Genomic DNA, 22,162 nt, shown 5'->3' with positions numbered 1-22,162 from the left:
CACGTCCCGCGGACCCGCCCGTCAGTCGATCCGCCGCGCCGCTCCCAGCAGCCCGGTCTCCGCTTCCGTCCCCTGCGTCATCACGAACTTCCGGTCCCGCGGCGTGCACCACAGCGTCACCCCGTCCCCCAGGGTCGGCAGCGACTCGACCGCCGCCCGCGGCAGCCGCATCAGCGCGCCCACCTGCTCCGCCTCGTCCGGCGACACCCGCTGCACCCCGACCAGCGCCGAGTTCCGCACCAGCCGGGGCGCGGACGGGCTCAGGTACGGCAGCAGGGTCAGCACCGACTGCCACGGCCCCGCCACCACCCGCCCGCGCGGCGGCCGCATCCCGCAGTCCCGGACCACCAGCACCGGGCTCCCCGCCGAGGCGCCCTGCGGCGGGACCCGGCCCACGTCGTGCAGGGTCACGCACTGCTGCCCGCCGCCGGCCGCCTGGGCCAGCCCGGACCACACGGGCGCGCGCCCGGTCTCCACCGCGACCCGGGCCCCGGTCGCGGCCGTGCGCAGCGCCAGCACCTGGGCCGTCCACAGGCCGCCGATCAGCGTGACCTCGTACGGAGTGGGCCGGTTCACGCCGAGCACCGCCGACCGCCCCTCGGCGTCCACGCCGATGACGACCCCGTCGTCCCCGACGGGCAGCGCCAGCGCGTCCAGGTCCGCCGCCGGGACCACGTGCCGCTCCCGGCGCGGTCCGATCAGCCCGAAACCGCCCCGGAGCGGAGCCGAACCCCTCATCGCGCCCCTCCCAGCGGCAGCGAGGCCAGCAGCCCCGGCACCTGTTCCCGGTCGAGCCGTACCAGCCCGGCCCGTACGCCCCGGGCGGTCAGCTCCAGCTCCCGCCGGGCCGCCACGAGTTCCTCGTCGCTGCGCCCGGTGACCCGTACGTACCCGGTCAGGGTCACGCCCTGCCGCTCCGCCGGGGCCATCGTCAGGCTGAAGTTGGTGGCCAGCGCCGGCAGCGAGGTGAGCAGCGCCACGAACTGCGGCAGCCCGGCCCCCGCCCCGCCCAGCCGGGGCCAGCGGCCTATCCAGTAGGTGGTGTGGCGCCGGTCGTCGCAGCGCCAGGTCCGGGCGGTCTCCTCCGTGCGCCGCCCGGTGCTCGCCGTCCGGCCCGCCTGGGTGATCGCCATCGGGTTGGCGCACGAGGAGGTGGCCAGCGCGCCCGTCAGCTCCTGCTCGGTGAGCACGGTGGCCCGGAAGCCGGCCCCGGCCAGTCGGCCGGCCAGCTGGTCCGCCACCCGCACCACGCAGCGCTGCGCCCCCGCGAGGCCGCCGCCGCGCGCGGCGACCGCCTCCGGGCACAGCTCCGGGTCGAGCTTGAGCGCGATCCACGTCAGCCGCACCGCCGGGGTCCCCGTACGGGCCTGCAGGGGCGCGTAGTTGAGCGCGGCCGCCGACCGGGCCGGCAGGTGCGGCGCAGGCGCGGGCTGGGTGTGCTGCACCAGCTGCGCCGACTCCAGCCGGATGCCGTCCACTTCGAGGACGTCCCGGATGAGGGACAGCGGCAGCGGCCGCTCCGCGCGGTCGGGCCGCAGCGCGGTGGCGTCCGCGTCCACCTGGACCACCGCCGTCAGGAACGTCCCGTCGCCGACCAGCCCGACGGGCCGCCGGTCGCGGTCGCCGAAGGCCGTGGTGCGCAGCGCCGGATCGGCCTCGACCAGCGGTGCGAGCCCCGGTTCGGTGCCCGCCGGCACGGTGGAGGCGGCGGCCCTGCGCCGCCTGGCGCGCAGGGCGAGGACGCCGCCGATCCACTCGGGCAGGGAGCGCTGGTGGCGGCGGACGAGGGCGAGCAGGGCCAGCACCACCGCCAGCACGCCGGCGGGCACCAGCAGCAGCGGTTCCACCACCCAGGCCACGAGCAGCGCGGCGGCCGCGAGCTGGAGCAGCACGAGCTGTTGCAGTCGGAACGGACCGAAGCGGCCCGGGCCCGACCTCGGATGCGGCGTGACCCCGCCGCGTGCGGGCGCGGCCGCGGAAGCCCGCGGCGCCGTCGCGCTGGCACTCACCCGCGCACCTCCCCAACTCGCGTGCGGGGCACGGGAGTCCCACTGCCGCGCGGCCACGGCCGCACGACACCGGAATCTCCCCATCCACCCCAACAGCCCTGAATACCCCGGTCCGGAGGGATCCGGCGGGCGCCGGACCGCCGCCCCGGGCACCCGGCACCTGCCGACCCTCCGTCAAGAGGCATAGTAGGTCCCCGGTCCGACAACCAAGGCCCGGGGAGCGGCCCCACCGGCCGGGCCGTGCGGGGAGAAGCAGGCGGTCATGGCATCACGACGCGATGAGCTCAACGCGTACACCTTCGCGAAGCGGCGCACCGTGGCCGCGTTCCTCCAGCCCTCCGCCACCGGGACCGAGGAGGGCGCCCCCCGCCCGCTGCGCGCGGTCCTGCCCGGCGTGGTGACCGGCGCGCTGATCCTCGCGGGCTTCGGCGCCTGGGGGATGTTCCGGCCGCAGGCCCCCAAGGGGTGGAACGAGCCCGGGGCCGTGGTCGTCGTCGGCAAGCAGTCGACGACCCGGTACGTGGTCCTCACCACGAAGGTGAACGGCAAGGACCAGACCAGGCTGCACCCCGTGCTGAACCTGGCCTCGGCGCGGCTGCTGCTCGACCCGCGCAAGTCCAAGGTCGTCCAGGTCGAGGACAAGGTGCTGGACGCGGGCAAGCCCCCGCGCGGCCCCATCATCGGCATCCCGTACGCCCCCGACCGGCTCCCCGCCAAGGCCGACGCCGCCAAGGCCAAGCGCTGGGCCGTCTGCCAGCAGCCCGGCGGAAACAACCGGGGCGTGCAGACCGCGGCCTTCGTCCTCGCCGACCGGGAGGCGGGACTGCTGGACGACGGGAGCCGCACCACCGACACCCAGGTGCTGTACGTCCAGAGCACCGGCGGCGCCAAGGAACGCTTCCTCGTCGACTCGGCCGGCACGAAGTACCGGTTCCCCGAGGGGCGCCCGGACTCCGGGACCCTGACCACGGCCCTGGTCGGCACCGGCGCCACCCCGCAGCCGGTGACCGAGGAGTGGCTGGCCACCCTCAACCCCGGCGACGACCTGGCCTTCCCGCAGCTGCCCGGCACCCCCGGGGCGAGCGCCGCCGTCCCGGGCGGCGCCGACGGCAAGGTCGGCATGGTGCTGACCGCGCAGACCGGCTCCGGCACGCAGTACTACGTCGTACTGCCCGACCGGATCGCCCCCGTCTCGGAGTTCACGGCCTGGCTGCTGGTCAACGCGCCCGCCAGCGAGGGCCTCGGCATGCACGGCAAGGCACGCGAGACCAGCCTGAAGTCCCTGGACCCGAACGCACCTCCCTTCAAGGAGGACGCCAAGTGGCCCCGCCGGCGCGGCATGCAGGTCAACCGGGTCGCGGACACCCCCGGCGCCGCGAACTCCGGCGAACGCCGCGACACCGTGTGCAGCGTCCTGCGCTCCGTCGACGGCCAGGGCCGGCAGACGCTCAGCACCTGGGCCGGCACCGGCTTCCCGGTGGACATCACCGCCAGCGGCACCAGCTCCTACGTCACCCCCGGCACGGGCCTGCTCTACACCCAGGTCCAGGGCCGCCAGACCGGCGGGGCCGGAGCCCTGTTCCTGGTGACCGACACCGGCCTGCGGTACGCGGTCCAGGCCAACGGCGACAGCGACGCCGAGCAGTCGGGGATCGGCGCCGCGGGCAAGCAGGCGCAGGACGCCGCCGGCGACGGCCGGCCCGAGCCCAGCCAGGCGCAGGTGCGGCTCGGATACGGCGGGATCACCCCCGCCCTGGTGCCGATCGCCTGGTCGGAGTTCCTCTCCAAGGGGCCCCGCCTGGACACCAACGCGGCCCGTCAGCCGCAGGGCTCGTGAGGACGCCGGCCGTGTCCCGGCCCTCCCGCGCGGCGCTGGCGGCCGCCGCCCTCGCCCTGGCCGCCCTCGGCGGCACGGCGCCCGCGCCGCAGTCCCCGTACGCCTTCGCCCTGGACGGTGCGGGCGAGTGCACCTTCCCCATGAAGAAGCAGATCGCCGACCGGCCCTGGGCCCTCCAGCGGGTCATGCTGGACGCGCTGTGGGCCCGTACCAAGGGCAAGGGGGTACGGGTCGCCGTCATCGACACCGGCGTGGACCGCGCCAACCCGCAGCTCGCGGGCGCCCTCGACACCGGTGCCGGACGCGACTTCATCGACCCCAAGGGCGGTGACGGCACCAACGACACCGTCGGGCACGGCACCAAGGTCGCCGGGCTGATCGCGGCCCGCCCCCAGCAGGGCACCGGCTTCGTCGGCCTCGCCCCCGAGGCCACCGTCATCCCCATCCGGCAGAACGACGGACAGGCCACCGGCAACGCGGTCGCCACCCTCGCCCAGGCCGTCGACCACGCCGTCGCCAAGGGCGCCCGCGTCATCAACATCTCCCAGGACACCGACGCCCCGCTGACCCCGGACTCCGAGCTGGGCAAGGCCGTCCAGCGGGCCCTCGCCGCCAAGGCCGTCGTCGTCGCCTCGGCCGGCAACGACGGACTGAGCGGGCAGAAGCACCGGACCTACCCGGCGGCCTTCCCCGGGGTCCTCGCCGTGGCCTCCTCGGACCGCAACAACGAACGGGCCGCCTTCTCCCAGCCCGGGGACTTCATCGGGGTCGCCGCCCCCGGCGTCGACATGGTCTCCACCGTCCCCGGCTTCGGCCAGTGCCTCGACAACGGCACCAGCTTCTCCGCGCCCTACGTCGCCGGGGTCGCCGCCCTGCTGGTCGCCGCGCACCCGCAGTGGACCCCGCAGGAGGTGGTCTGGCAGATCCAGAACACCGCCGAGCGCTCCGTCAAGGGCCGGGACGACTACGTCGGATGGGGCGTCGTGGACCCGGTGCGGGCGCTCACCCAGGACGACGGGCCGCCCAAGCCGCCCGTCCCGGACCCGGGCCCGCCCCCGGCGGCCGCACCGCGGGCGGCGGCCCTCCCGATGTCGGAGACCGCCCAGGAGCGCGACCAGCGGATCGGCACGTACGCGCTCGGGATCGCGGGCGTGCTCATCGCCGTCGTGGCCGGGACCGCGACCGTCGTCCGCGACGCGCGCCGCGGCCGCCGGCCCCGTTCGCAGTGAACGGTCACTGTTCGTCCACAGGGCCGGGCGACCGGTGTTGGGCGGGTCAGTCGAACTGACTAGAGTGGCGCCAGGCTTCACGACTGTGATCGGGGATCCGTGTGAAGCGGAGGGGGAAGTCCGGTACGGGTGGCTCGAATTGCCGCTGCCGGAAGCCGCTCCGCCCTGCAATCCACCGGTTCTGCCGGGGAATTGAGAAGTGAGGAGCTTCGGATGACGAACAATTTCGGACTCGCGGACGATCCGGTCGTCAAGGCGGCCAACAAGATCTCCGAGACGGCCAGCGCCGTCTCCATTCAGGCCCGTGAGCTGGCCGACATCCTCGAAACCGCGCACGCGGGCTGGACCGGCGTCGGCGCCGACGGCTTCAAGAAGGCCCAGTCGGACCTCAACCTCGACCACGACGAGATCCGCCGCCTGCTCAAGGTCCTGCACAACGCCGTCTCGCAGACGAAGAACCTCACCAACGCGCAGGACGCGGACGTGCACTCGGCGTTCGGCGTGATCAACCGGGGCTCCGGCGCGGCCGCCGGCGGCGGCGCCCGCTCCGGCCTCGAATACCTCTGACGTCCGCGTCGCCCCAGCACACCCCAGCCCCGAAGGAGAAGGACATGGCAGGCAACCAGGACGGCCACACCCGGGTACGGTACGAGAGCGTCCAGCAGATGGCGGACCGCATCCGCGTCGTCTCCAGGAACATCCTCAAGGACCTGGAGGAGATGGAGTCCGCCGTGAAGATCGTCACCGACACCTGGGACGGCGAGGCCCACATCGCGTACCGCGAGCTCCAGCGGAAGTACCACGCCAACGCCGACCACATGCAGAAGCAGCTGGAGGGCGTCGCCCGGCTCATCGAGCGCGGCAAGGGCGACTACCGCGCCACCGACGTGAAGGCCTCGCGCCTGTTCACCGAGGCCTTCTGAGCCCGCCCGGCACACCGAGGGGGCGCGCCCGCACAGGACGCGCCCCCTTCGCCGTACCCAGGACCCCGCGGGCGGCCTCAGGTGAGGTCGAACTCCCCGTCCCGGGCCCCGAGCACGAACGCCTCCCACTCGGCCGCCGTGTAGCGCAGCACCGTGTCGCGGTCCAGCGAGGACCGCATCGCCACCGCGCCCTCGGGCAGCTTGGCGATCTCCACCCGCTCCTCGTCCGGGCTGGTCCCGGGAGGCCCCTGCCACTCGACGTCGCTGATGTCGAGCGCGTACAGCTCGTCCTTCTCCTGCTGGGTGCCCATGCGCGGCCCTTCCCGTCGGTCGTGCGGTGCTGCTCTGTCTTCGCTGCCGATTATCGGCGGAACGCGGCCGCCGGGGGACCCGTTTCCCCCGATGGCCGCCCGACCCGCCCGCCGGCCCCCCTACAGGCCCGGCATCCGGCCCAGCTGGACCAGCGAGGTCCCCCGCCTGCGCGACACGTAGTGGCCGCGGCCCGGGGGCATCGGCCGGGAACGGACGGTACCGAGCAGATCGCCCTCGGAGGGGTCGCCCGACAGGACCACGCCCTGCGCGCCCAGCTCCTTGATCCGCTGCATGAACGGCTCGTACATCGCCCGCGAGGCCCCCGCCGAGCTCCGCGCGATGACGAAGCGGACCCCGGTGTCCCGGGCGAACGGCAGGAACTCCACCAGCTGCGCCAGCGGATTGCCCTGGCTCGTGGCGACCAGGTCGTAGTCGTCGATCACGATGAACACGTCCGGCCCCGTCCACCAGCTGCGGTCCCGCAGCTGCTGCGGGGTCACGTCCGCCGGCGGCTGCCTGCGCGAGAACACCCCGACCAGCGCCTCCATGTGCATCTGCAGGGAGCTCGCCATCGGCGCGTACTCCAGCAGGTGCTCCTCCGGCAGCGCCCCCAGCAGCCCGCGCCGGTAGTCGCCGACGACCAGCTTGGCCTGGTCCGGGCGGTAGCGCTGGGCGATCTGCTGCGTGATCAGCCGCAGCAGGTTCGTCTTGCCCGACTCGCTCTCGCCGAACACCAGGAAGAAGGGGTCGCTCTCGAAGTCCACGAACACCGGCTCCAGGGCCGTCTCGTCGATGCCGATCGCGATCCCGCGCTCCGGGAACTCCCCGCCCTTGGGCAGCCGGTCCGCGTGCAGCAGCCGGGGCAGCAGCCGTACCCCGGGAGCGGACTGCCCGGACCAGCCCGACCGCACCGCAGCCACGAACTCCCGCGTCCCCTCCGACAGGCTCTCCGCGTCGTGCGACCCGTCGATCCGCGGCAGCGCCCCCAGGAAGTGCAGCTTCTCCGGCACCTGGCCGCGCCCCGGCATCCCCGTCGGCACGTTCGCCGCCACCCGCCGGTCGAACTCGGAGTCCATCACGTCGCCGAGCCGCAGCTCCAGCCGGCTCAGCAGCTGGTCCTTCAGCGCCGACCGCACCTCCATGTAGCGGGCCGCCGTGACCACCACGTGGATGCCGTAGCCGAGCCCGCGGGCCGCGATGTCCGTGACCACCGGCTCCAGGCCCTCGTACTCGCCGCGGAACCCGCCCCAGCCGTCGACGACCAGGAACACGTCACCCCACGCCTCGCCCGGCAGCTCGCCCGCCGCCCGCCTGCGCCGGTACGTGCCGATGGAGTCGATGCCGTTGGCCCGGAAGAACTCCTCGCGGCGGGCCAGGATCCCCGCCACCTCCGCGACCGTGCGCCGCACCCGCTCCGGATCCAGCCGGGAGGCGATCCCGCCGACGTGCGGCAGGTCCGCCACCGAGGACAGCGCACCGCCGCCGAAGTCCAGCCCGTAGAACTGCACCTCGCGCGGGGTGTGCGTCAGCGCGAACGCGCAGACCAGCGTCCGCATCAGCGTCGACTTGCCCGACTGCGGACCGCCCACCACCAGCATGTGGCCCGCCGCACCCGAGAAGTCCCGGTAGAGCACCTCGCGCCGTTGCTCGAAGGGCTTGTCGATCAGCCCGAGCGGCACCACCAGCCCGCCCGGCCGCGTGTACCCCTCGGCGTGCAGCCCGCGCTCCGCCGACGGCGCCAGGGCCGGCAGCAGCTGGTCCAGGGACGGCGCCCGGTCCAGCGGCGGCAGCCACACCTGGTGCGCCGGAACGCCCTGCCCCTCCAGCCGCCCCACGATCACGTCGAGCACCGTGTCCGCGAGCGCGTCGTCCTCCCGCGCCGGCCGCGCCGCCGCGAGCGCCGGGTCCGGAGCCGCGTACACCACCGGCACCGGGGCCGCAGTGAACAGCGCCGGGCGGCGCTCCACCGGGAACGGCCCCGCCGACAGGTCCGGCCCGCCCGAACGGTAGACGCCCGAGACGTACGCCGCCTTGAAGCGGACCATCTCGTCCGTGCCGAACTTCAGGTAGCCCGAACCGGGCACCGACGGCAGGTGGTACGCGTCCGGCACACCGAGCGCCGTCCGCGACTCCGACGCCGAGAAGGTGCGCAGACCGATCCGGTACGACAGGTACGTGTCCAGGCCGCGCAGCTTGCCCTCCTCCAGCCGCTGCGAGGCCAGCAGCAGGTGCACGCCCAGCGAGCGGCCGATCCGGCCGATCTGGATGAACATGTCGATGAAGTCGGGCTTCGCGGTCAGCAGCTCCGAGAACTCGTCGATGACCAGCACCAGCGAGGCCAGCGGCTCCAGCGGGGCACCCGCCGCGCGCGCCTTCTCGTAGTCGTGGATGTTCGCGTAGTTGCCCGCCGACCGCAGCAGCTCCTGCCGGCGCTGGAGCTCGCCGCGGATCGAGTCGCCCATCCGGTCCACCAGGGTCAGGTCGTCCGCCAGGTTGGTGATCACCGCCGCGACGTGCGGCATCTGGCCCATGCCGGTGAAGGTGGCACCGCCCTTGAAGTCGGCGAGGACGAAGTTCAGCGTCTCCGAGGTGTGCGTCACCGCCAGCCCCAGCACCAGCGTGCGCAGCAGCTCCGACTTGCCCGAACCCGTCGCGCCCACGCACAGCCCGTGCGGTCCCATGCCCTCCTGCGCGGCCTCCTTCAGGTCCAGCATCACCGGCGCGCCGTCCTCGCCCACCCCGATCGGCACCCGCAGCCGCTCGCCGGCCGACCGCGGCCGCCAGGTGCGGGACACGTCGACCGAAGCCGCGTCGCCCAGGTTCAGCAGGTCGGTGAAGTCCAGGTTGGCCAGCAGCGGCTCGTCGTCGTCCCCGCCGCCCGTGCGCAGCGGCGCCAGCTGCCGGGCCAGCGCCTCCGCCGCCGGCAGCGACAGGGTGTCCGGGACGCCCTCGTACGCGACCCCCGCCCCCGACTCCAGCCGCAGCCGGCCCGGCTCCACCACCACGGACAGGCCGCCGCGCGCCTCGTCCAGCTCGCCCGCGACCACCTCGACGATGGTGACGCCCTGCAGCCCCTCGACCGCCGCGAACACCGAGTCCGGAGGCACCAGCCCGCCGTCCAGCACCACCACCAGGTGCGGCTGGTCCAGCACCGGCGACACCTCCCGGCTGAACCGCGGCCGACCCTCCAGCCGGGACCCCAGCAGCCCCTCCAGATCCCCCAGGTCGTCGCCGAACAGCCGCTTCGTACCGGCCCCGTCGACCTGCCCCGGCACCTGCGTGTGCGGCAGCCACTTCACCCAGTCCCACGAAGGCACCGCCCCCGGCGCGGCCACCACCGCCACCACCAGGTCCTCGGGGGAGTGCAGCGTCGCCAGCTGCGCCACCATCGCCCGCGCCGCACCCCGCGCCGACTCCGCCTCCCCGGACACCGTCACGTGGTAGAACGCCCGGATCGACACCGCCACCGGCAGCCCGTCCAGCGAGGAGTGCACCTTCAGGAACCGCTGCATCGCCCCCGCCGCCAGCGGCTCCAGCTCGTCCACCGGGGCCGTGTCCGGAGCCACCAGCGCGGTCGCGAGCCGCTGCGCGCCCAGCCCCAGCCGGGCCTGCCCGAAGTCGGCGTCGCCGACCCGCCGCTCCCACAGCCGCGAACCCTCCGCCACCACCGACCACAACTGGTCCGGCGCCGGGTGCAGGTACAGCTGCGCGTCCCGCTGCGCCCGCGCGGTGCGCCGCACCTGGCGGCGCGTCTGCGCGAGGTACTTGAGGTAGTCACGCCGCACGTCGGCCATCTGACCCTGCGTACCGCGCCGGTGGCGCACCAGCTGGGCGATGACCATGCCCACCGTCGACGCCAGCATCAGCACGCCCATGATCCGCATGAACGGCGCCGAGCCCGGCATGAAGAAGAAGACGACCGAGGAACCCATGCCCAGCATCGGCAGGAGCTGCATCAGCATGCCCTCCTGCTGCCCCCGCGGGAGTTCCGGCGGCGCCTCCAGCCTCAGCTCGTCCGAAGGGACCTCGGGCGGCAGGGACCGCGGCGGGCGTTTGACGACGATCTGGCTCACCGGAGCATCAATCCCTCGAAAACTGGCGGGACGTCGCGACCGGCGCCCCCAAGTCCCGGGCACCCGGGGGCACTCCCGCACCCCGCGCCCGACGCGAACGGTGATCCTACTTGCCGACGGCCGGAGGCCCTCCGGGTAGGGTGACGCCCGCGCCATGCGCATCCGCGAACCGACCGCCCGCCGCGGCCGGGCGGAGCCAACCAGGGGGTCACACAGGTGAGTACGGCCGAGGCGACCGGTTTCTGCAGGGTCACCGTCGTGGCACCGGACAGCCGCATCGACGTCGCCCTCCCCGAGGACATCGCCGTCGCCGACGTCTACCCCGAACTGCTGCGCCTCACCGGCCAGACCCAGCCCGTCGGCGCCCCCACCGGCTTCCACCTGGTCCGCCGCTCCGGAACCGTCCTCGACGGAGCCCGCACCCTCGCCGCCCAGCAGGTCCTGGACGGCGAGGTGCTCAGCCTGCGGCCCTTCGCCGAGTCCCTGCCGCCGGCCGTCTTCGACGACGTCTCCGACGCCGTCGCCTCCGCCGTCGTCCGCGACCGGCACCGCTGGAGCGACGACATGCTGCGCGGGGCGGGCCTGTCCGGCGCGGCGGTGCTGCTCGTCCTGCTCGGCTTCGTCCTCTGGTACGCCGACCCCGTCCGGCACGACATGCACGGCCTCCCCGGGATCATCGCCGGGGCCGTCGGCCTGCTCCTCACCGCCGCCGCCGGGGTCCGCGCCCGCGTCTACCGCGACCGCGGCTCCGCCGTCGCCCTCGGCCTCGGCGCCCTGCCGCACCTGCTGATCGCCGGCTCCGGAATTGTCGCCGCCGGCGCCGGCCAGGGACCCGGGCGGCTGCAGTTCCTGCTCGGCTGTGCCTGCGTCCTGGTCGCCTCCGTCGCACTGGTCGCGCTCACCCCGGACGGGGACGCCCCCTTCGTCGCCGCCACCTTCCTGGCGGCCACCGGGACCCTCGCCTCCTTCGGAGCCATCGCCGCCGACGCCTCCGCCACGGCCACCGCCGCCGTGTGCGCCCCCGTCGCCATCGGGCTCGTCGCCTTCCTCCCCGCGCTGTCCGCCCGCTTCGCCCGGCTGCCCATCGGGTACGCCGCCCCGCAGAGCGCGGCCCCCGGATACGAGACCCCGGACCGCTACGACGCCGACCCGTTCGCCGACCAGGGCGGCGCCGACCAGCAGGCGGCCCCGCTCGACGCCGAGGCCATCGCCGCCCAGGCGCGGCGGGGGCACGAGATGCTCCTCGGCCTCGTCGGGGGGTGCGCCGCGGTCGCCGTCGCGGCCGCCGCCGTCCTCGGCTTCTCCGACAGCACCTGGGGCCGCCTGCTGGCCCTGGCCACCGGCCTGGCGATGCTGCTGCGCGCCCGCCTCTTCCGCTACACCTCCCAGGTGGTCTGCGCCCTGGCCGCCGGGCTGGCCGCGGTCGGCCTGCTGGTCCTGGGGCTGGCCCTGCGCACGCCGGTCGACCTGGTGTTCGAACGTACGGTCTGGCTCTCGGCCGCGGTCGCCGCCGGAGCCGCCCTCCTCACGGGAATCTCGCTTGTCATCCCCCGCAAGGGTCTGTCACCCTTCTGGGGAAGGCTGCTCGACCTCACCGAGGCCGCGGTCCTGCTCAGCCTGGTCCCGCTGGCCCTGGCAGTGCTCGACGTGTACGGCCGCGCCCGCTCTCTCACCAGCTGAGACGCCGCGACCCGGCAGCCTGGTACGCTGTGTGACGGCCGTTTGTGTACGCGTCCCCGGAGACCTCTGGAGACAGCGCCCAGCGGACCTCGCCTCCCGAGTTACGGAAGCTCCCCAGCGAATTCGACCTGGGGCACTCGGTGGCCACGAAGACCAAACGAGGAGTAAGCGTGCCGCTCGACGCCGCTACGAAGAAGCAGATCATCGCCGAATTCGGTGCCAAGGAGGGCGACACCGGCTCTCCCGAGGTCCAGGTCGCGATGCTGTCCCGCCGCATCTCGGACCTGACCGAGCACCTCAAGACCCACAAGCACGACCACCACTCCCGTCGTGGTCTGCTGATCCTGGTCGGCCAGCGCCGCCGCCTGCTGCAGTACCTGGCCAAGAAGGACATCCAGCGCTTCCGTACGCTGGTCGAGCGCCTCGGCATCCGCCGCGGTGCGGCCGGCGCCAAGTAAGCACACTGTGAAGGGAGCGGTTCCCACACCGATGGGGCCGCTCCCTTTGCTGTACGTGCGCGACGTACCGGACGCTTTGTAGTCTGGGACACAGTGCACAACTGAAGAGGAGGAGCGCCCTCCCTACGCCGCCGGTCCTCGGTAGTGGCATCCGGAAAGCCCCGTCGGAGGGGCCGAGACCCGGGTGCTTCGATCGAAGACCGGCCCGCACGCCAGGAGCGCTTCTCCGCAACCGTCCACCACCACACGGGTGGCGGACGGAGACGACGAAAATGGAGAAAACGCTAGTGGAGAACGAGACCCACTACGCCGAGGCCGTCATCGACAACGGCTCCTTCGGCACCCGCACCATCCGCTTCGAGACGGGCCGCCTCGCCCGCCAGGCCGCCGGCTCCGCCGTTGCCTACCTGGACGACGACACGATGGTCCTCTCCGCGACCACCGCGTCGAAGAAGCCCAAGGACCAGCTCGACTTCTTCCCCCTGACGGTGGACGTCGAGGAGCGCCAGTACGCCGCCGGCAAGATCCCCGGCTCCTTCTTCCGCCGCGAGGGCCGCCCCTCCGAGGACGCGATCCTCACCTGCCGCCTGATCGACCGCCCGCTGCGCCCCTCCTTCAAGAAGGGCCTGCGCAACGAGATCCAGGTCGTCGCCACGGTCATGGCGCTCAACCCGGACCACCTGTACGACGTCATCGCGATCAACGCCGCGTCCGCGTCCACCCAGCTGGCCGGCCTGCCCTTCTCCGGCCCGATCGGCGGCGTCCGCGTCGCGCTGATCAAGGGCCAGTGGGTCGCCTTCCCGACGCACACCGAGCTCGAGGACGCCGTCTTCGACATGGTCGTCGCGGGCCGCGTCCTGGAGGACGGCGACGTCGCGATCATGATGGTCGAGGCCGAGGCCACCGAGCAGACCATCGCCCTGGTCAAGGGCGGCGCCGAGGCGCCGACCGAGGAGATCGTGGCCGCCGGCCTCGAGGCCTCGAAGCCCTTCATCAAGGTCCTGTGCAAGGCCCAGGCCGACCTGGCCGCCAAGGCCGCCAAGCCCGAGGGCGAGTTCCCGGTCTTCCTGGACTACCAGGACGACGTGTACGAGGCCCTCGCGGCCGCCGTCAAGGGCGAGCTCTCCCAGGCGCTGACCATCGCGGGCAAGCAGGACCGCGAGGCCGAGCTGGACCGCGTCAAGGAGATCGCCGCCGAGAAGCTCCTCCCGGCCTTCGAGGGCCGCGAGAAGGAGATCTCCGCCGCCTACCGCAGCCTGACCAAGGCCCTGGTGCGCGAGCGCGTCATCAAGGACAAGGTCCGCATCGACGGCCGCGGGCTCACGGACATCCGTACCCTGGCCGCCGAGGTCGAGGCCATCCCGCGCGTGCACGGCTCGGCGCTGTTCGAGCGTGGCGAGACCCAGATCCTGGGCGTCACCACCCTCAACATGCTCCGCATGGAGCAGCAGCTGGACACCCTCTCCCCGGTGACCCGCAAGCGCTACATGCACAACTACAACTTCCCGCCGTACTCCGTCGGCGAGACCGGCCGCGTCGGCTCCCCGAAGCGCCGCGAGATCGGCCACGGCGCGCTCGCCGAGCGCGCGATCGTGCCGGTCCTCCCGACCCGCGAGGAGTTCCCCTACGCGATCCGCCAGGTGTCCGAGGCCCTCGGCTCCAACGGTTCGACGTCCATGGGCTCGGTCTGCGCCTCCACCATGTCGCTGCTGAACGCCGGTGTGCCCCTCAAGGCCCCCGTCGCCGGTATCGCCATGGGCCTGATCTCCCAGGAGATCGACGGCAAGACCCACTACGTCGCCCTCACCGACATCCTCGGTGCGGAGGACGCCTTCGGCGACATGGACTTCAAGGTCGCCGGCACCAAGGAGTTCGTCACCGCCCTCCAGCTCGACACCAAGCTCGACGGCATCCCGGCCTCCGTCCTGGCCGCGGCCCTGACCCAGGCCCGCGACGCCCGCCTCCACATCCTCGACGTGATGATGGAAGCGATCGACACGCCGGACGAGATGTCCCCGAACGCCCCGCGGATCATCACCGTCAAGATCCCCGTGGACAAGATCGGCGAGGTCATCGGCCCCAAGGGCAAGATGATCAACCAGATCCAGGAGGACACCGGCGCCGAGATCACGATCGAGGACGACGGCACCATCTACATCGGTGCCGCCGACGGCCCGGCCGCCGAGGCCGCCCGCTCCACGATCAACGCGATCGCCAACCCGACCATGCCGGAGGTCGGCGAGCGCTACCTGGGTACGGTCGTCAAGACCACCACCTTCGGTGCCTTCGTCTCCCTCATGCCCGGCAAGGACGGCCTGCTGCACATCTCGCAGATCCGCAAGCTCGCCGGCGGCAAGCGCGTGGAGAACGTCGAGGACGTGCTCGCGGTCGGCACCAAGGTGCAGGTCGAGATCGCCGAGATCGACCAGCGCGGCAAGCTCTCCCTCGTCCCCGTGATCGAGGGCGAGGACGCCGCCGAGGCTGACAAGGACGACTCCGACAAGTGACGTCGCGTAGTTCCCGTGTGACGGCCCGCCCCTCTTCGGAGGGGCGGGCCGTCGCCCGTACCCAAACCCTCCTCAAGGGCGAGAACGGCATCGGCACCGTCCGGCGCACCGTCCTCCCCGGCGGACTGCGCGTCGTCACCGAGACGCTGCCGTCCGTGCGCTCCGCCACCTTCGGCATCTGGGCCAACGTGGGCTCGCGCGACGAGACGCCCTCTCTCAACGGCGCCACCCACTACCTGGAACACCTCCTCTTCAAGGGCACCGCCAAGCGCACCGCCCTCGACATCTCCTCCGCGATCGACGCGGTCGGCGGCGAGATGAACGCCTTCACGGCGAAGGAGTACACCTGCTACTACGCCCGGGTGCTCGACACGGACCTGCCGCTGGCCATCGACGTGGTCTGCGACATGCTCACCGGCTCGCTGATCCGCGAGGAGGACGTCGACGCCGAGCGCGGGGTCATCCTCGAAGAGATCGCGATGACCGAGGACGACCCGGGCGACATGGTCCACGACCTGTTCGCCCGGACCATGTACGGGGACTCGCCGCTCGGCCGCCCCGTCCTCGGCACCGTCGACACCATCAACGCCCTCGGCGCCGACCGGATCCGCCGCTTCTGGAAGAAGCACTACGACCCGACCCGCCTGGTCGTCGCCGCCGCCGGCAACGTCGACCACAACAAGGTCGTACGCCAGGTCCGCGCGGCCTTCGAGAAGGCCGGCGCCCTGAAGCACACCGACGCCGTGCCGCTCGGCCCGCGCACCGGCACCAAGCGGATCCGCACCGCCGGCCGCGTCGACCTGGTCAACCGCAAGACCGAGCAGGCCCACGTGGTCCTCGGCATGCCCGGCCTGGCCCGCACCGACGAGCGCCGCTGGGCCCTCGGCGTGCTGAACACCGCCCTCGGCGGCGGCATGTCCTCCCGGCTCTTCCAGGAGGTCCGCGAGAAGCGCGGCCTGGCCTACAGCGTGTACTCGTACACCTCCGGCTTCGCCGACACCGGCCTCTTCGGCGTCTACGCCGGCTGCCGGCCCAGCCAGGTCCACGACGTCCTGCGGATCTGCCGCCAGGAGCTCGACACCGTCGCCTCCGAAGGCCTCACCGACGAGGAGATCCGGCGCGCCATCGGCCAGCTCTCCGGCTCCACCGTCCTCGGCCTGGAGGACACCGGCGCGATCATGAACCGCATCGGCAAGAGCGAGCTGTGCTGGGGCGACCAGATGTCCGTCGACGACATGCTGGCCCGCATCGCCTCGGTGACCCCCGACGACGTCCGCGCGGTCGCCCAGGATGTACTGGCACAGCGGCCCTCGCTGGCGGTGATCGGCCCGCTCAAGGAGAAGCAGGCCGCCCGGCTCGACGAAGCGGTCGCCTAGACCCGTACGCACGCACCCTTAAGGAAGCAACAATGAGCAAGCTGCGCGTGGCAGTCCTCGGCGCCCGGGGCCGCATCGGCTCCGAGGCGGTCAAGGCGGTCGAGGCCGCCGAGGACATGGAGCTGGTGGCGGCCCTCGGACGGGGCGACAAGCTGGAGCAGGTGGCCGAGGCGGGAGCCCAGGTCGCCGTCGAGCTGACCACCCCCGACTCGGTCATGGGGAACCTGGACTTCCTCGTGGGCCACGGCATCCACGCCGTGGTCGGCACCACCGGCTGGAACGAGGACCGCCTCGCCCAGCTGAACACCTGGCTCGCCGCCTCCCCGGAGACCGGGGTGCTCATCGCCCCGAACTTCTCCATCGGCGCCGTCCTCACCATGAAGTTCGCGGCCCAGGCCGCCCGCTACTTCGAGTCCGTCGAGGTCGTCGAGCTGCACCACCCGAAGAAGGTCGACGCCCCCTCCGGCACCGCGACCCGCACGGCCCAGCTCATCGCGGCCGCCCGCGCCGAGGCCGGCCTCGGCGCCCAGCCCGACGCCACCGCCACGGCCCTCGACGGTGCGCGCGGCGCCGACGTCGACGGCGTCCCCGTGCACGCCATCCGCCTGCGCGGCCTGCTGGCCCACCAGGAGGTACTGCTCGGCGGCGAGGGCGAGACCCTGACCATCCGTCACGACTCCCTGCACCACAGCAGCTTCATGCCGGGCATCCTGCTCGGCGCCCGCCGCGTGACGCAGACCCCGGGCCTCACCTTCGGCCTGGAAAACTTCCTCGACCTCGGCTGATGAGGCAGTAACACCCATGCGCGCGAAGATCACCTATCTCGTCACGGCCGCCGTCCTGGTCGTCTACTTCGTCCTGGTCGGCAGCCGGGGCCTGCTGCTGATCCAGCAGGGCACCTGGCTCACCGTCACCTTCGGTGCCGCGGTGCTCATCCTGCCGGTCATCGGCATCTGGTTCCTCTGGATGAACACCCGCTTCGTCACCCGGGCCAACCAGCTCGCGTCGGAGCTGGAGGCGGAGGGCGGCCTGCCCGTCGACGAGCTGGAACGGGACCAGTACGGCCGGATCCTGCGGGACTCCGCCGACGAGGTCTTCGCACGCCGCAAGGCGGAGACCGAGGACGCGCCGGGGGACTGGCGCACCTGGTTCCGCCTCGCCGTCGCCTACCACGACGCCCGCGACACCCCGCGGGCCCGCAAGGCCATGCAGCGGGCCATCGCCCTGCACCAGGCGCGCGCGTAACCGCGCGGACAGGCAAACGGAAGGGCCCGTACGGGACGATCCCCGTACGGGCCCTCGTGCCGTCGCGCCGCCGTCAGGCGGGCACGCCCCGGTACTCCTCGGCCCACGCCTCGACCCGGCCGGCGGCCCGGTCGAAGGCCTCGTCCCGGGAGAGGAAGTCGGCGCTGTGGTCGGTCAGCAGCACCGACTCCTCCCTGCCCCGCGCGGCGACCGTCAGGGCCTGACCCTGCACGGTCCGCGGCAGTCCCAGCCAGCGCACCGGCTGCTGGACCCTGTGCACCTTCTCGACCTGGCTCCAGGCGACCGAGCGGGTCCCGAAGAACCCGACCCGGCGCAGCCCGGAGGGGCTCACCCAGACACCCGAGCGCAGGATCCGCAGCGCGGACCCGACCACGGCGAGCGAGGCGGCCAGGGCGATGCCCGCGCCCGTCCAGGTGCCCGCGAAGGCGATGATCACCGTGGCCAGCAGCATGAAGGCGGCGAGCAGCAGCAGCACCGACGCACCGGCGACCCGCCAGGGGCCGGGCCGGTAGGGGCGCCGCCAGCGCTCGGGGTCCACATGGGGGAGGGCTTCGTCCTCGTGTGCGTCGAAAACGCCGTCGGCCGTCAAGAAGGGCAGGGGCACGGCAGGACCTCACTCACATGCACGTTCGGTTGGGCTGTGCCCGAGAGGCTACCGCCCCCCGGACTCCCCCGATTGCTGCGCCGTCCCCGCGGGCCGGTCGGCCGCCTGGTACGGCTGCAGTGCGGGTATGCCGAAGAGCAGCGAGCCCACGAGCCCCGCCACCACGGTCAGTCCGACCAGACTACGGGCGGTGATCTGGGTGAAGCTCAGACTCTCGCGCGGCGGCGGGGTGACGTTGCTTCGGAAACGGTCGGCCTCGGCGACGAAGGCGAAGGGGACGGGTTCGCGCCGGCGAAACACAGTGGCGGCTCTCCTCACGGTATCGGGGCCCTGGGCCCGGGGTCTGACGGACGGTGTGCTCTCTCCTGGAGAGACGAACGAACGGCCCGAACGGTGCCGGAATTCGGGACATTAAGCAAAATTCATGGCGCCCCGTCCGCGAGGATGGAGCAGCGGCGGGCGGAGCCGTGCCGCCGGCCGGGCGACGGCCGGCGCCGGAGGTCGCGTTGCCCCGTAAGGGCTGATGCACGCGTGGCGTACGCATGTACGGAGGTAAGTCCCAAGTGTCCGTATTGCGACGTTTCGTAAAGTTCATCTAGGCTGATCAAACGGACCCGGCACTGCTTGAACCCCCGAGCAGGCAGTGCCGGGATCCAACACCCCCGGCTCCCGCCGGGCGGCACCGCCTGTTGACGTCCCCCGAGGGGACACCGCGAGCATGGCAGCGAGTAGCGTGTTACCCATGGCTCCGATCTCGACTCCGCAGACCCCCTTCGGGCGGGTCCTCACCGCCATGATCACGCCGTTCACGGCTGATGGCGCACTTGACCTCGACGGCGCGCAGCGTCTCGCCGTCCACCTGGTGGACGCAGGCAACGACGGCCTGATCATCAACGGCACCACCGGTGAGTCGCCCACCACCACCGACGCGGAGAAAAACGACCTCGTACGAGCCGTACTCGAAGCGGTCGGCGACCGCGCCCACGTCGTCGCCGGCATCGGCACCAACGACACCCGGCACACCCTGGAGCTCGCCCGCCAGGCCGAGCGCACCGGAGCCCACGGCCTCCTCGCCGTGACGCCCTACTACAGCAAGCCGCCGCAGGAAGGCCTCTTCCAGCACTTCACGGCCATCGCCGACGCCACCGAGCTGCCGGTCATGCTCTACGACATCCCCGGCCGCAGCGGTGTCCCGATCAACACGGAGACCCTGGTCAGGCTCGCCGAGCACCCCCGCATCGTGGCCAACAAGGACGCCAAGGGCGACCTCGGCCGCGCCAGCTGGGCCATCGCCCAGAGCGGCCTGGCCTGGTACTCCGGTGACGACATGCTGAACCTGCCGCTCCTGTCGGTCGGCGCCGTCGGCTTCGTCTCCGTCGTCAGCCACGTGGTCACCCCCGAGCTCCGCGCGATGCTGGAGGCCCACGTCGGCGGCGACGTGGCGAAGGCCACCGAGATCCACCAGAAGCTGCTCCCGGTCTTCACGGGCATGTTCCGCACCCAGGGCGTGATGACCACCAAGAAGGCCCTGTCCCTCCAGGGCCTGCCCGCCGGCCCGCTGCGCCTCCCCCTCGTCGGCCTGAGCGACGAAGAGACGGCGCAGCTCAAGATCGATCTTGCCGCGGGCGGGGTACAGCTCTGACAACAGACTTCACAACTGAATAAGCAAGAACGAAACAGACGAAAGCAAGTGCACGAATGACACGCGCGCCACGTGCCTGGGGGCACGTGGCGCGCGTGGTGAAGGAGAACCTTTTGAGCCATCCGCACCCTGAACTCGGCCCGCCGCCGAAGCTCCCCAAGGGCGGCCTCCGGGTCACCCCGCTGGGCGGCCTCGGCGAGATCGGCCGCAACATGACCGTCTTCGAGTTCGACGGCCGTCTGCTGATCGTCGACTGCGGCGTGCTCTTCCCCGAGGAGGAGCAGCCGGGCATCGACCTGATCCTGCCGGACTTCACGTCCATCCGGGACCGCCTCGACGACATCGAGGGCATCGTCCTCACCCACGGCCACGAGGACCACATCGGCGCCGTCCCGTACCTCCTCCGGGAGAAGCCGGACATCCCGCTGATCGGCTCCAAGCTGACCCTCGCCCTCATCGAGGCGAAGCTCCAGGAGCACCGCATCCGCCCCTACACCCTCGAGGTGAAGGAGGGCGAGCGCGAGAACCTGGGCCCCTTCGACTGCGAGTTCATCGCCGTCAACCACTCCATCCCGGACGCCCTGGCCGTCGCCATCCGCACGGACGCGGGTCTCGTCGTCGCCACCGGCGACTTCAAGATGGACCAGCTCCCGCTGGACAACCGCCTCACCGACCTGCACGCCTTCGCGCGTCTGAGCGAAGAGGGCATCGACCTCCTCCTCTCGGACTCGACGAACGCCGAGGTCCCGGGCTTCGTCCCGCCGGAGCGCGACATCTCCAACGCCATCCGCGGAGTCTTCGCGGGTGCCCAGAAGCGGATCATCGTGGCCTCGTTCGCGAGCCACGTGCACCGCATCCAGCAGATCCTCGACGCCGCCCACGAGTACGGCCGCCGGGTCGCCTTCGTCGGCCGCTCGATGGTCCGCAACATGGGCATCGCCCGTGACCTGGGCTACCTGCGCGTCCCGGCCGGCCTGATCGTCGACGTCAAGACCCTCGACGACCTGCCGGACGACGAGGTCGTGCTCGTCTGCACGGGCTCCCAGGGCGAGCCGATGGCGGCGCTGTCCCGCATGGCGAACCGCGACCACCAGATCCGGATCGTCCCCGGCGACACCGTGATCCTGGCGTCGTCCCTGATCCCGGGCAACGAGAACGCGGTCTACCGCGTGATCAACGGCCTGACCCGCTGGGGCGCCAACGTCGTGCACAAGGGCAACGCCAAGGTGCACGTCTCCGGCCACGCCTCCGCCGGCGAGCTGCTGTACTTCTACAACATCTGCAAGCCGAAGAACCTGATGCCGGTCCACGGCGAATGGCGCCACCTGCGCGCCAACGCCGAGCTCGGCGCCATGACGGGCGTCCCGAAGGACCGCATCGTCATCGCCGAGGACGGCGTGGTCGTCGACCTGATCGACGGCAAGGCCCGCATCTCCGGCAAGGTCCAGGCCGGCTACGTGTACGTGGACGGCCTGTCGGTCGGCGACGTCACCGAGGCCTCCCTCAAGGACCGCCGCATCCTCGGCGACGAGGGCATCATCTCGGTCTACGTCGTGGTCGACAGCACCACGGGCAAGGTCGTCACGGGCCCGAACATCCAGGCCCGCGGCTCCGGCATCGAGGACTCGGCCTTCGGGCCGGTCAGCGCGAAGATCGAGGAAGCCATCGCCCGCGCCGCGGCCGACGGCGTCGCGGAACCGCACCAGATCCAGCAGCTCATCCGCCGGACCATGGGCAAGTGGGTGTCGGACAGCTACCGCCGTCGCCCGATGATCCTCCCGGTCGTGGTCGAGGTCTGACCTCGTCGTACGCCCCGGCGTACGTAGCGACCTCACTGGAGCGGGGCAACCGGATTTGCGTCCGGGGGCCCCGCTCCAGTACGTTTGCGTCTCCACCTCGCAAGGACCCGGGCACACACGTGTGCCCGTTGTCGTGTGCGAGCGGGTGGCGATCAGCACTCAGGGAAACCTGATAAAGTCTGATCCACCCGAAAGGGAAAGGCCCCCCGAAGGCCATCGGAATTCGAAACCGAGTCGGAAACGACAAGGAAAAGAGTCTGATAGAGTCGGAACCGCCGGAAAGGAAAAGCGCGAAAGCGCAGGACCTGGAAAGCAAGCGAGAAAGACTCTGATAGAGTCTGAATCGCAAGAGCGAAAGCCCGGAGGAAAGCCCGAGAGGGTGAGTACAAAGGAAGCGTCCGTTCCTTGAGAACTCAACAGCGTGCCAAAAATCAACGCCAGAAGTTG

General features: G+C 72.2%; 18 protein-coding genes. 12 read left to right on the top strand and 6 right to left on the bottom strand.

Features of this window, described 5'->3' with window-relative positions; genetic code table 11:
• Positions 1-21: 21 nt before the first annotated feature.
• Both AC07A6_RS33265 and eccE read right to left on the bottom strand, forming a co-directional pair.
• Positions 22-738: a hypothetical protein gene (locus AC07A6_RS33265; RefSeq protein WP_362468372.1), complete on the bottom strand. Its 717-nt coding sequence runs from the start codon at positions 736-738 to the stop codon at positions 22-24.
• The gene (gene eccE / locus AC07A6_RS33260) at positions 735-2,009 is read right to left on the bottom strand and encodes a type VII secretion protein EccE (protein ID WP_478779606.1); all 1,275 of its coding nucleotides are present in this window, start codon (positions 2,007-2,009) and stop codon (positions 735-737) included. The genes AC07A6_RS33265 and eccE overlap by 4 nt, the downstream gene beginning before the upstream one ends.
• 262 nt (positions 2,010-2,271) lie before the next feature.
• Here eccE and eccB point away from each other — a divergent pair, with 262 nt between their 5' ends.
• From eccB to AC07A6_RS33240, 4 genes are all read left to right on the top strand, one after another.
• Positions 2,272-3,846, top strand: coding sequence for a type VII secretion protein EccB (gene eccB / locus AC07A6_RS33255; protein WP_478779605.1), 1,575 nt, complete (start codon positions 2,272-2,274; stop codon positions 3,844-3,846).
• A gap of 11 nt (positions 3,847-3,857) precedes the next feature.
• Positions 3,858-5,075: a type VII secretion-associated serine protease mycosin gene (gene mycP / locus AC07A6_RS33250; RefSeq protein WP_478779604.1), complete on the top strand. Its 1,218-nt coding sequence runs from the start codon at positions 3,858-3,860 to the stop codon at positions 5,073-5,075.
• A gap of 213 nt (positions 5,076-5,288) precedes the next feature.
• The gene (locus AC07A6_RS33245; RefSeq protein ID WP_362468364.1) at positions 5,289-5,642 is read left to right on the top strand and encodes a hypothetical protein; all 354 of its coding nucleotides are present in this window, start codon (positions 5,289-5,291) and stop codon (positions 5,640-5,642) included.
• Positions 5,643-5,686: 44 nt separating this feature from the next.
• Positions 5,687-5,998, top strand: coding sequence for a WXG100 family type VII secretion target (locus tag AC07A6_RS33240; protein WP_386272160.1), 312 nt, complete (start codon positions 5,687-5,689; stop codon positions 5,996-5,998).
• Positions 5,999-6,075: 77 nt separating this feature from the next.
• Here the strand turns inward: AC07A6_RS33240 and AC07A6_RS33235 are convergent, their stop codons facing one another.
• A complete protein-coding gene (locus AC07A6_RS33235) occupies positions 6,076-6,309 on the bottom strand; it encodes a DUF397 domain-containing protein (protein ID WP_007266914.1) in 234 nt (77 codons plus the stop codon).
• Between the two features lie 120 nt (positions 6,310-6,429).
• On the bottom strand, positions 6,430-10,383 hold the full coding sequence (gene eccCa, locus AC07A6_RS33230) for a type VII secretion protein EccCa (RefSeq protein ID WP_478779603.1): 3,954 nt from the start codon (positions 10,381-10,383) through the stop codon (positions 6,430-6,432).
• Between the two features lie 216 nt (positions 10,384-10,599).
• Here eccCa and eccD point away from each other — a divergent pair, with 216 nt between their 5' ends.
• From eccD to AC07A6_RS33200, 6 genes are all read left to right on the top strand, one after another.
• Positions 10,600-12,063, top strand: coding sequence for a type VII secretion integral membrane protein EccD (gene eccD / locus AC07A6_RS33225; protein WP_362468357.1), 1,464 nt, complete (start codon positions 10,600-10,602; stop codon positions 12,061-12,063).
• Between the two features lie 170 nt (positions 12,064-12,233).
• Positions 12,234-12,521 carry a 30S ribosomal protein S15 gene (gene rpsO / locus AC07A6_RS33220; RefSeq protein WP_007266917.1) on the top strand — a complete coding sequence of 96 codons (288 nt, stop codon included), beginning with the start codon at positions 12,234-12,236 and terminating at the stop codon, positions 12,519-12,521.
• 287 nt (positions 12,522-12,808) lie between these two features.
• Positions 12,809-15,028, top strand: a complete 2,220-nt coding sequence (locus AC07A6_RS33215; RefSeq protein WP_362468396.1) for a polyribonucleotide nucleotidyltransferase — start codon at positions 12,809-12,811, stop codon at positions 15,026-15,028.
• Positions 15,025-16,404 carry a M16 family metallopeptidase gene (locus AC07A6_RS33210; protein WP_362468355.1) on the top strand — a complete coding sequence of 460 codons (1,380 nt, stop codon included), beginning with the start codon at positions 15,025-15,027 and terminating at the stop codon, positions 16,402-16,404. Before AC07A6_RS33215 ends, AC07A6_RS33210 begins: the two co-directional genes overlap by 4 nt.
• A 32-nt stretch (positions 16,405-16,436) precedes the next feature.
• Positions 16,437-17,189, top strand: coding sequence for a 4-hydroxy-tetrahydrodipicolinate reductase (gene dapB / locus AC07A6_RS33205; RefSeq protein WP_478779602.1), 753 nt, complete (start codon positions 16,437-16,439; stop codon positions 17,187-17,189).
• Between the two features lie 16 nt (positions 17,190-17,205).
• Positions 17,206-17,649, top strand: a complete 444-nt coding sequence (locus tag AC07A6_RS33200; RefSeq protein ID WP_478779601.1) for a hypothetical protein — start codon at positions 17,206-17,208, stop codon at positions 17,647-17,649.
• Between the two features lie 73 nt (positions 17,650-17,722).
• On the opposite strand, the gene AC07A6_RS33195 is transcribed toward AC07A6_RS33200, so the two are convergent.
• Positions 17,723-18,274: a PH domain-containing protein gene (locus AC07A6_RS33195; RefSeq protein ID WP_362468349.1), complete on the bottom strand. Its 552-nt coding sequence runs from the start codon at positions 18,272-18,274 to the stop codon at positions 17,723-17,725.
• Positions 18,275-18,322: 48 nt separating this feature from the next.
• Positions 18,323-18,574 carry a hypothetical protein gene (locus AC07A6_RS33190; protein WP_362468347.1) on the bottom strand — a complete coding sequence of 84 codons (252 nt, stop codon included), beginning with the start codon at positions 18,572-18,574 and terminating at the stop codon, positions 18,323-18,325.
• A 442-nt stretch (positions 18,575-19,016) separates the two neighbouring features.
• Here AC07A6_RS33190 and dapA point away from each other — a divergent pair, with 442 nt between their 5' ends.
• A complete protein-coding gene (gene dapA, locus AC07A6_RS33185) occupies positions 19,017-19,916 on the top strand; it encodes a 4-hydroxy-tetrahydrodipicolinate synthase (protein ID WP_362468345.1) in 900 nt (299 codons plus the stop codon).
• 113 nt (positions 19,917-20,029) lie between these two features.
• Entirely contained in the window at positions 20,030-21,715 is a 1,686-nt protein-coding gene (locus tag AC07A6_RS33180; protein WP_007266925.1) for a ribonuclease J, read from the top strand.
• Positions 21,716-22,162: the final 447 nt, after the last annotated feature.

It is taken from the genome of Streptomyces sp. NPDC044002, from assembly GCF_056434525.1.
This window is presented reverse-complemented; position numbering and strand designations above follow the sequence as displayed.

Bases quoted from the DNA above. Each gene is read 5' to 3' on its own strand.
- dapA (WP_362468345.1), top strand. From the start codon at position 19,017: ATGGCTCCGATCTCGACTCCGCAGACCCCCTTCGGGCGGGTCCTCACC.
- eccB (WP_478779605.1), top strand. From the start codon at position 2,272: ATGGCATCACGACGCGATGAGCTCAACGCGTACACCTTCGCGAAGCGG.
- AC07A6_RS33200 (WP_478779601.1), top strand. From the start codon at position 17,206: ATGCGCGCGAAGATCACCTATCTCGTCACGGCCGCCGTCCTGGTCGTC.
- AC07A6_RS33265 (WP_362468372.1), bottom strand. From the start codon at position 738: ATGAGGGGTTCGGCTCCGCTCCGGGGCGGTTTCGGGCTGATCGGACCG.
- AC07A6_RS33235 (WP_007266914.1), bottom strand. From the start codon at position 6,309: ATGGGCACCCAGCAGGAGAAGGACGAGCTGTACGCGCTCGACATCAGC.
- dapB (WP_478779602.1), top strand. From the start codon at position 16,437: ATGAGCAAGCTGCGCGTGGCAGTCCTCGGCGCCCGGGGCCGCATCGGC.
- AC07A6_RS33245 (WP_362468364.1), top strand. From the start codon at position 5,289: ATGACGAACAATTTCGGACTCGCGGACGATCCGGTCGTCAAGGCGGCC.
- AC07A6_RS33240 (WP_386272160.1), top strand. From the start codon at position 5,687: ATGGCAGGCAACCAGGACGGCCACACCCGGGTACGGTACGAGAGCGTC.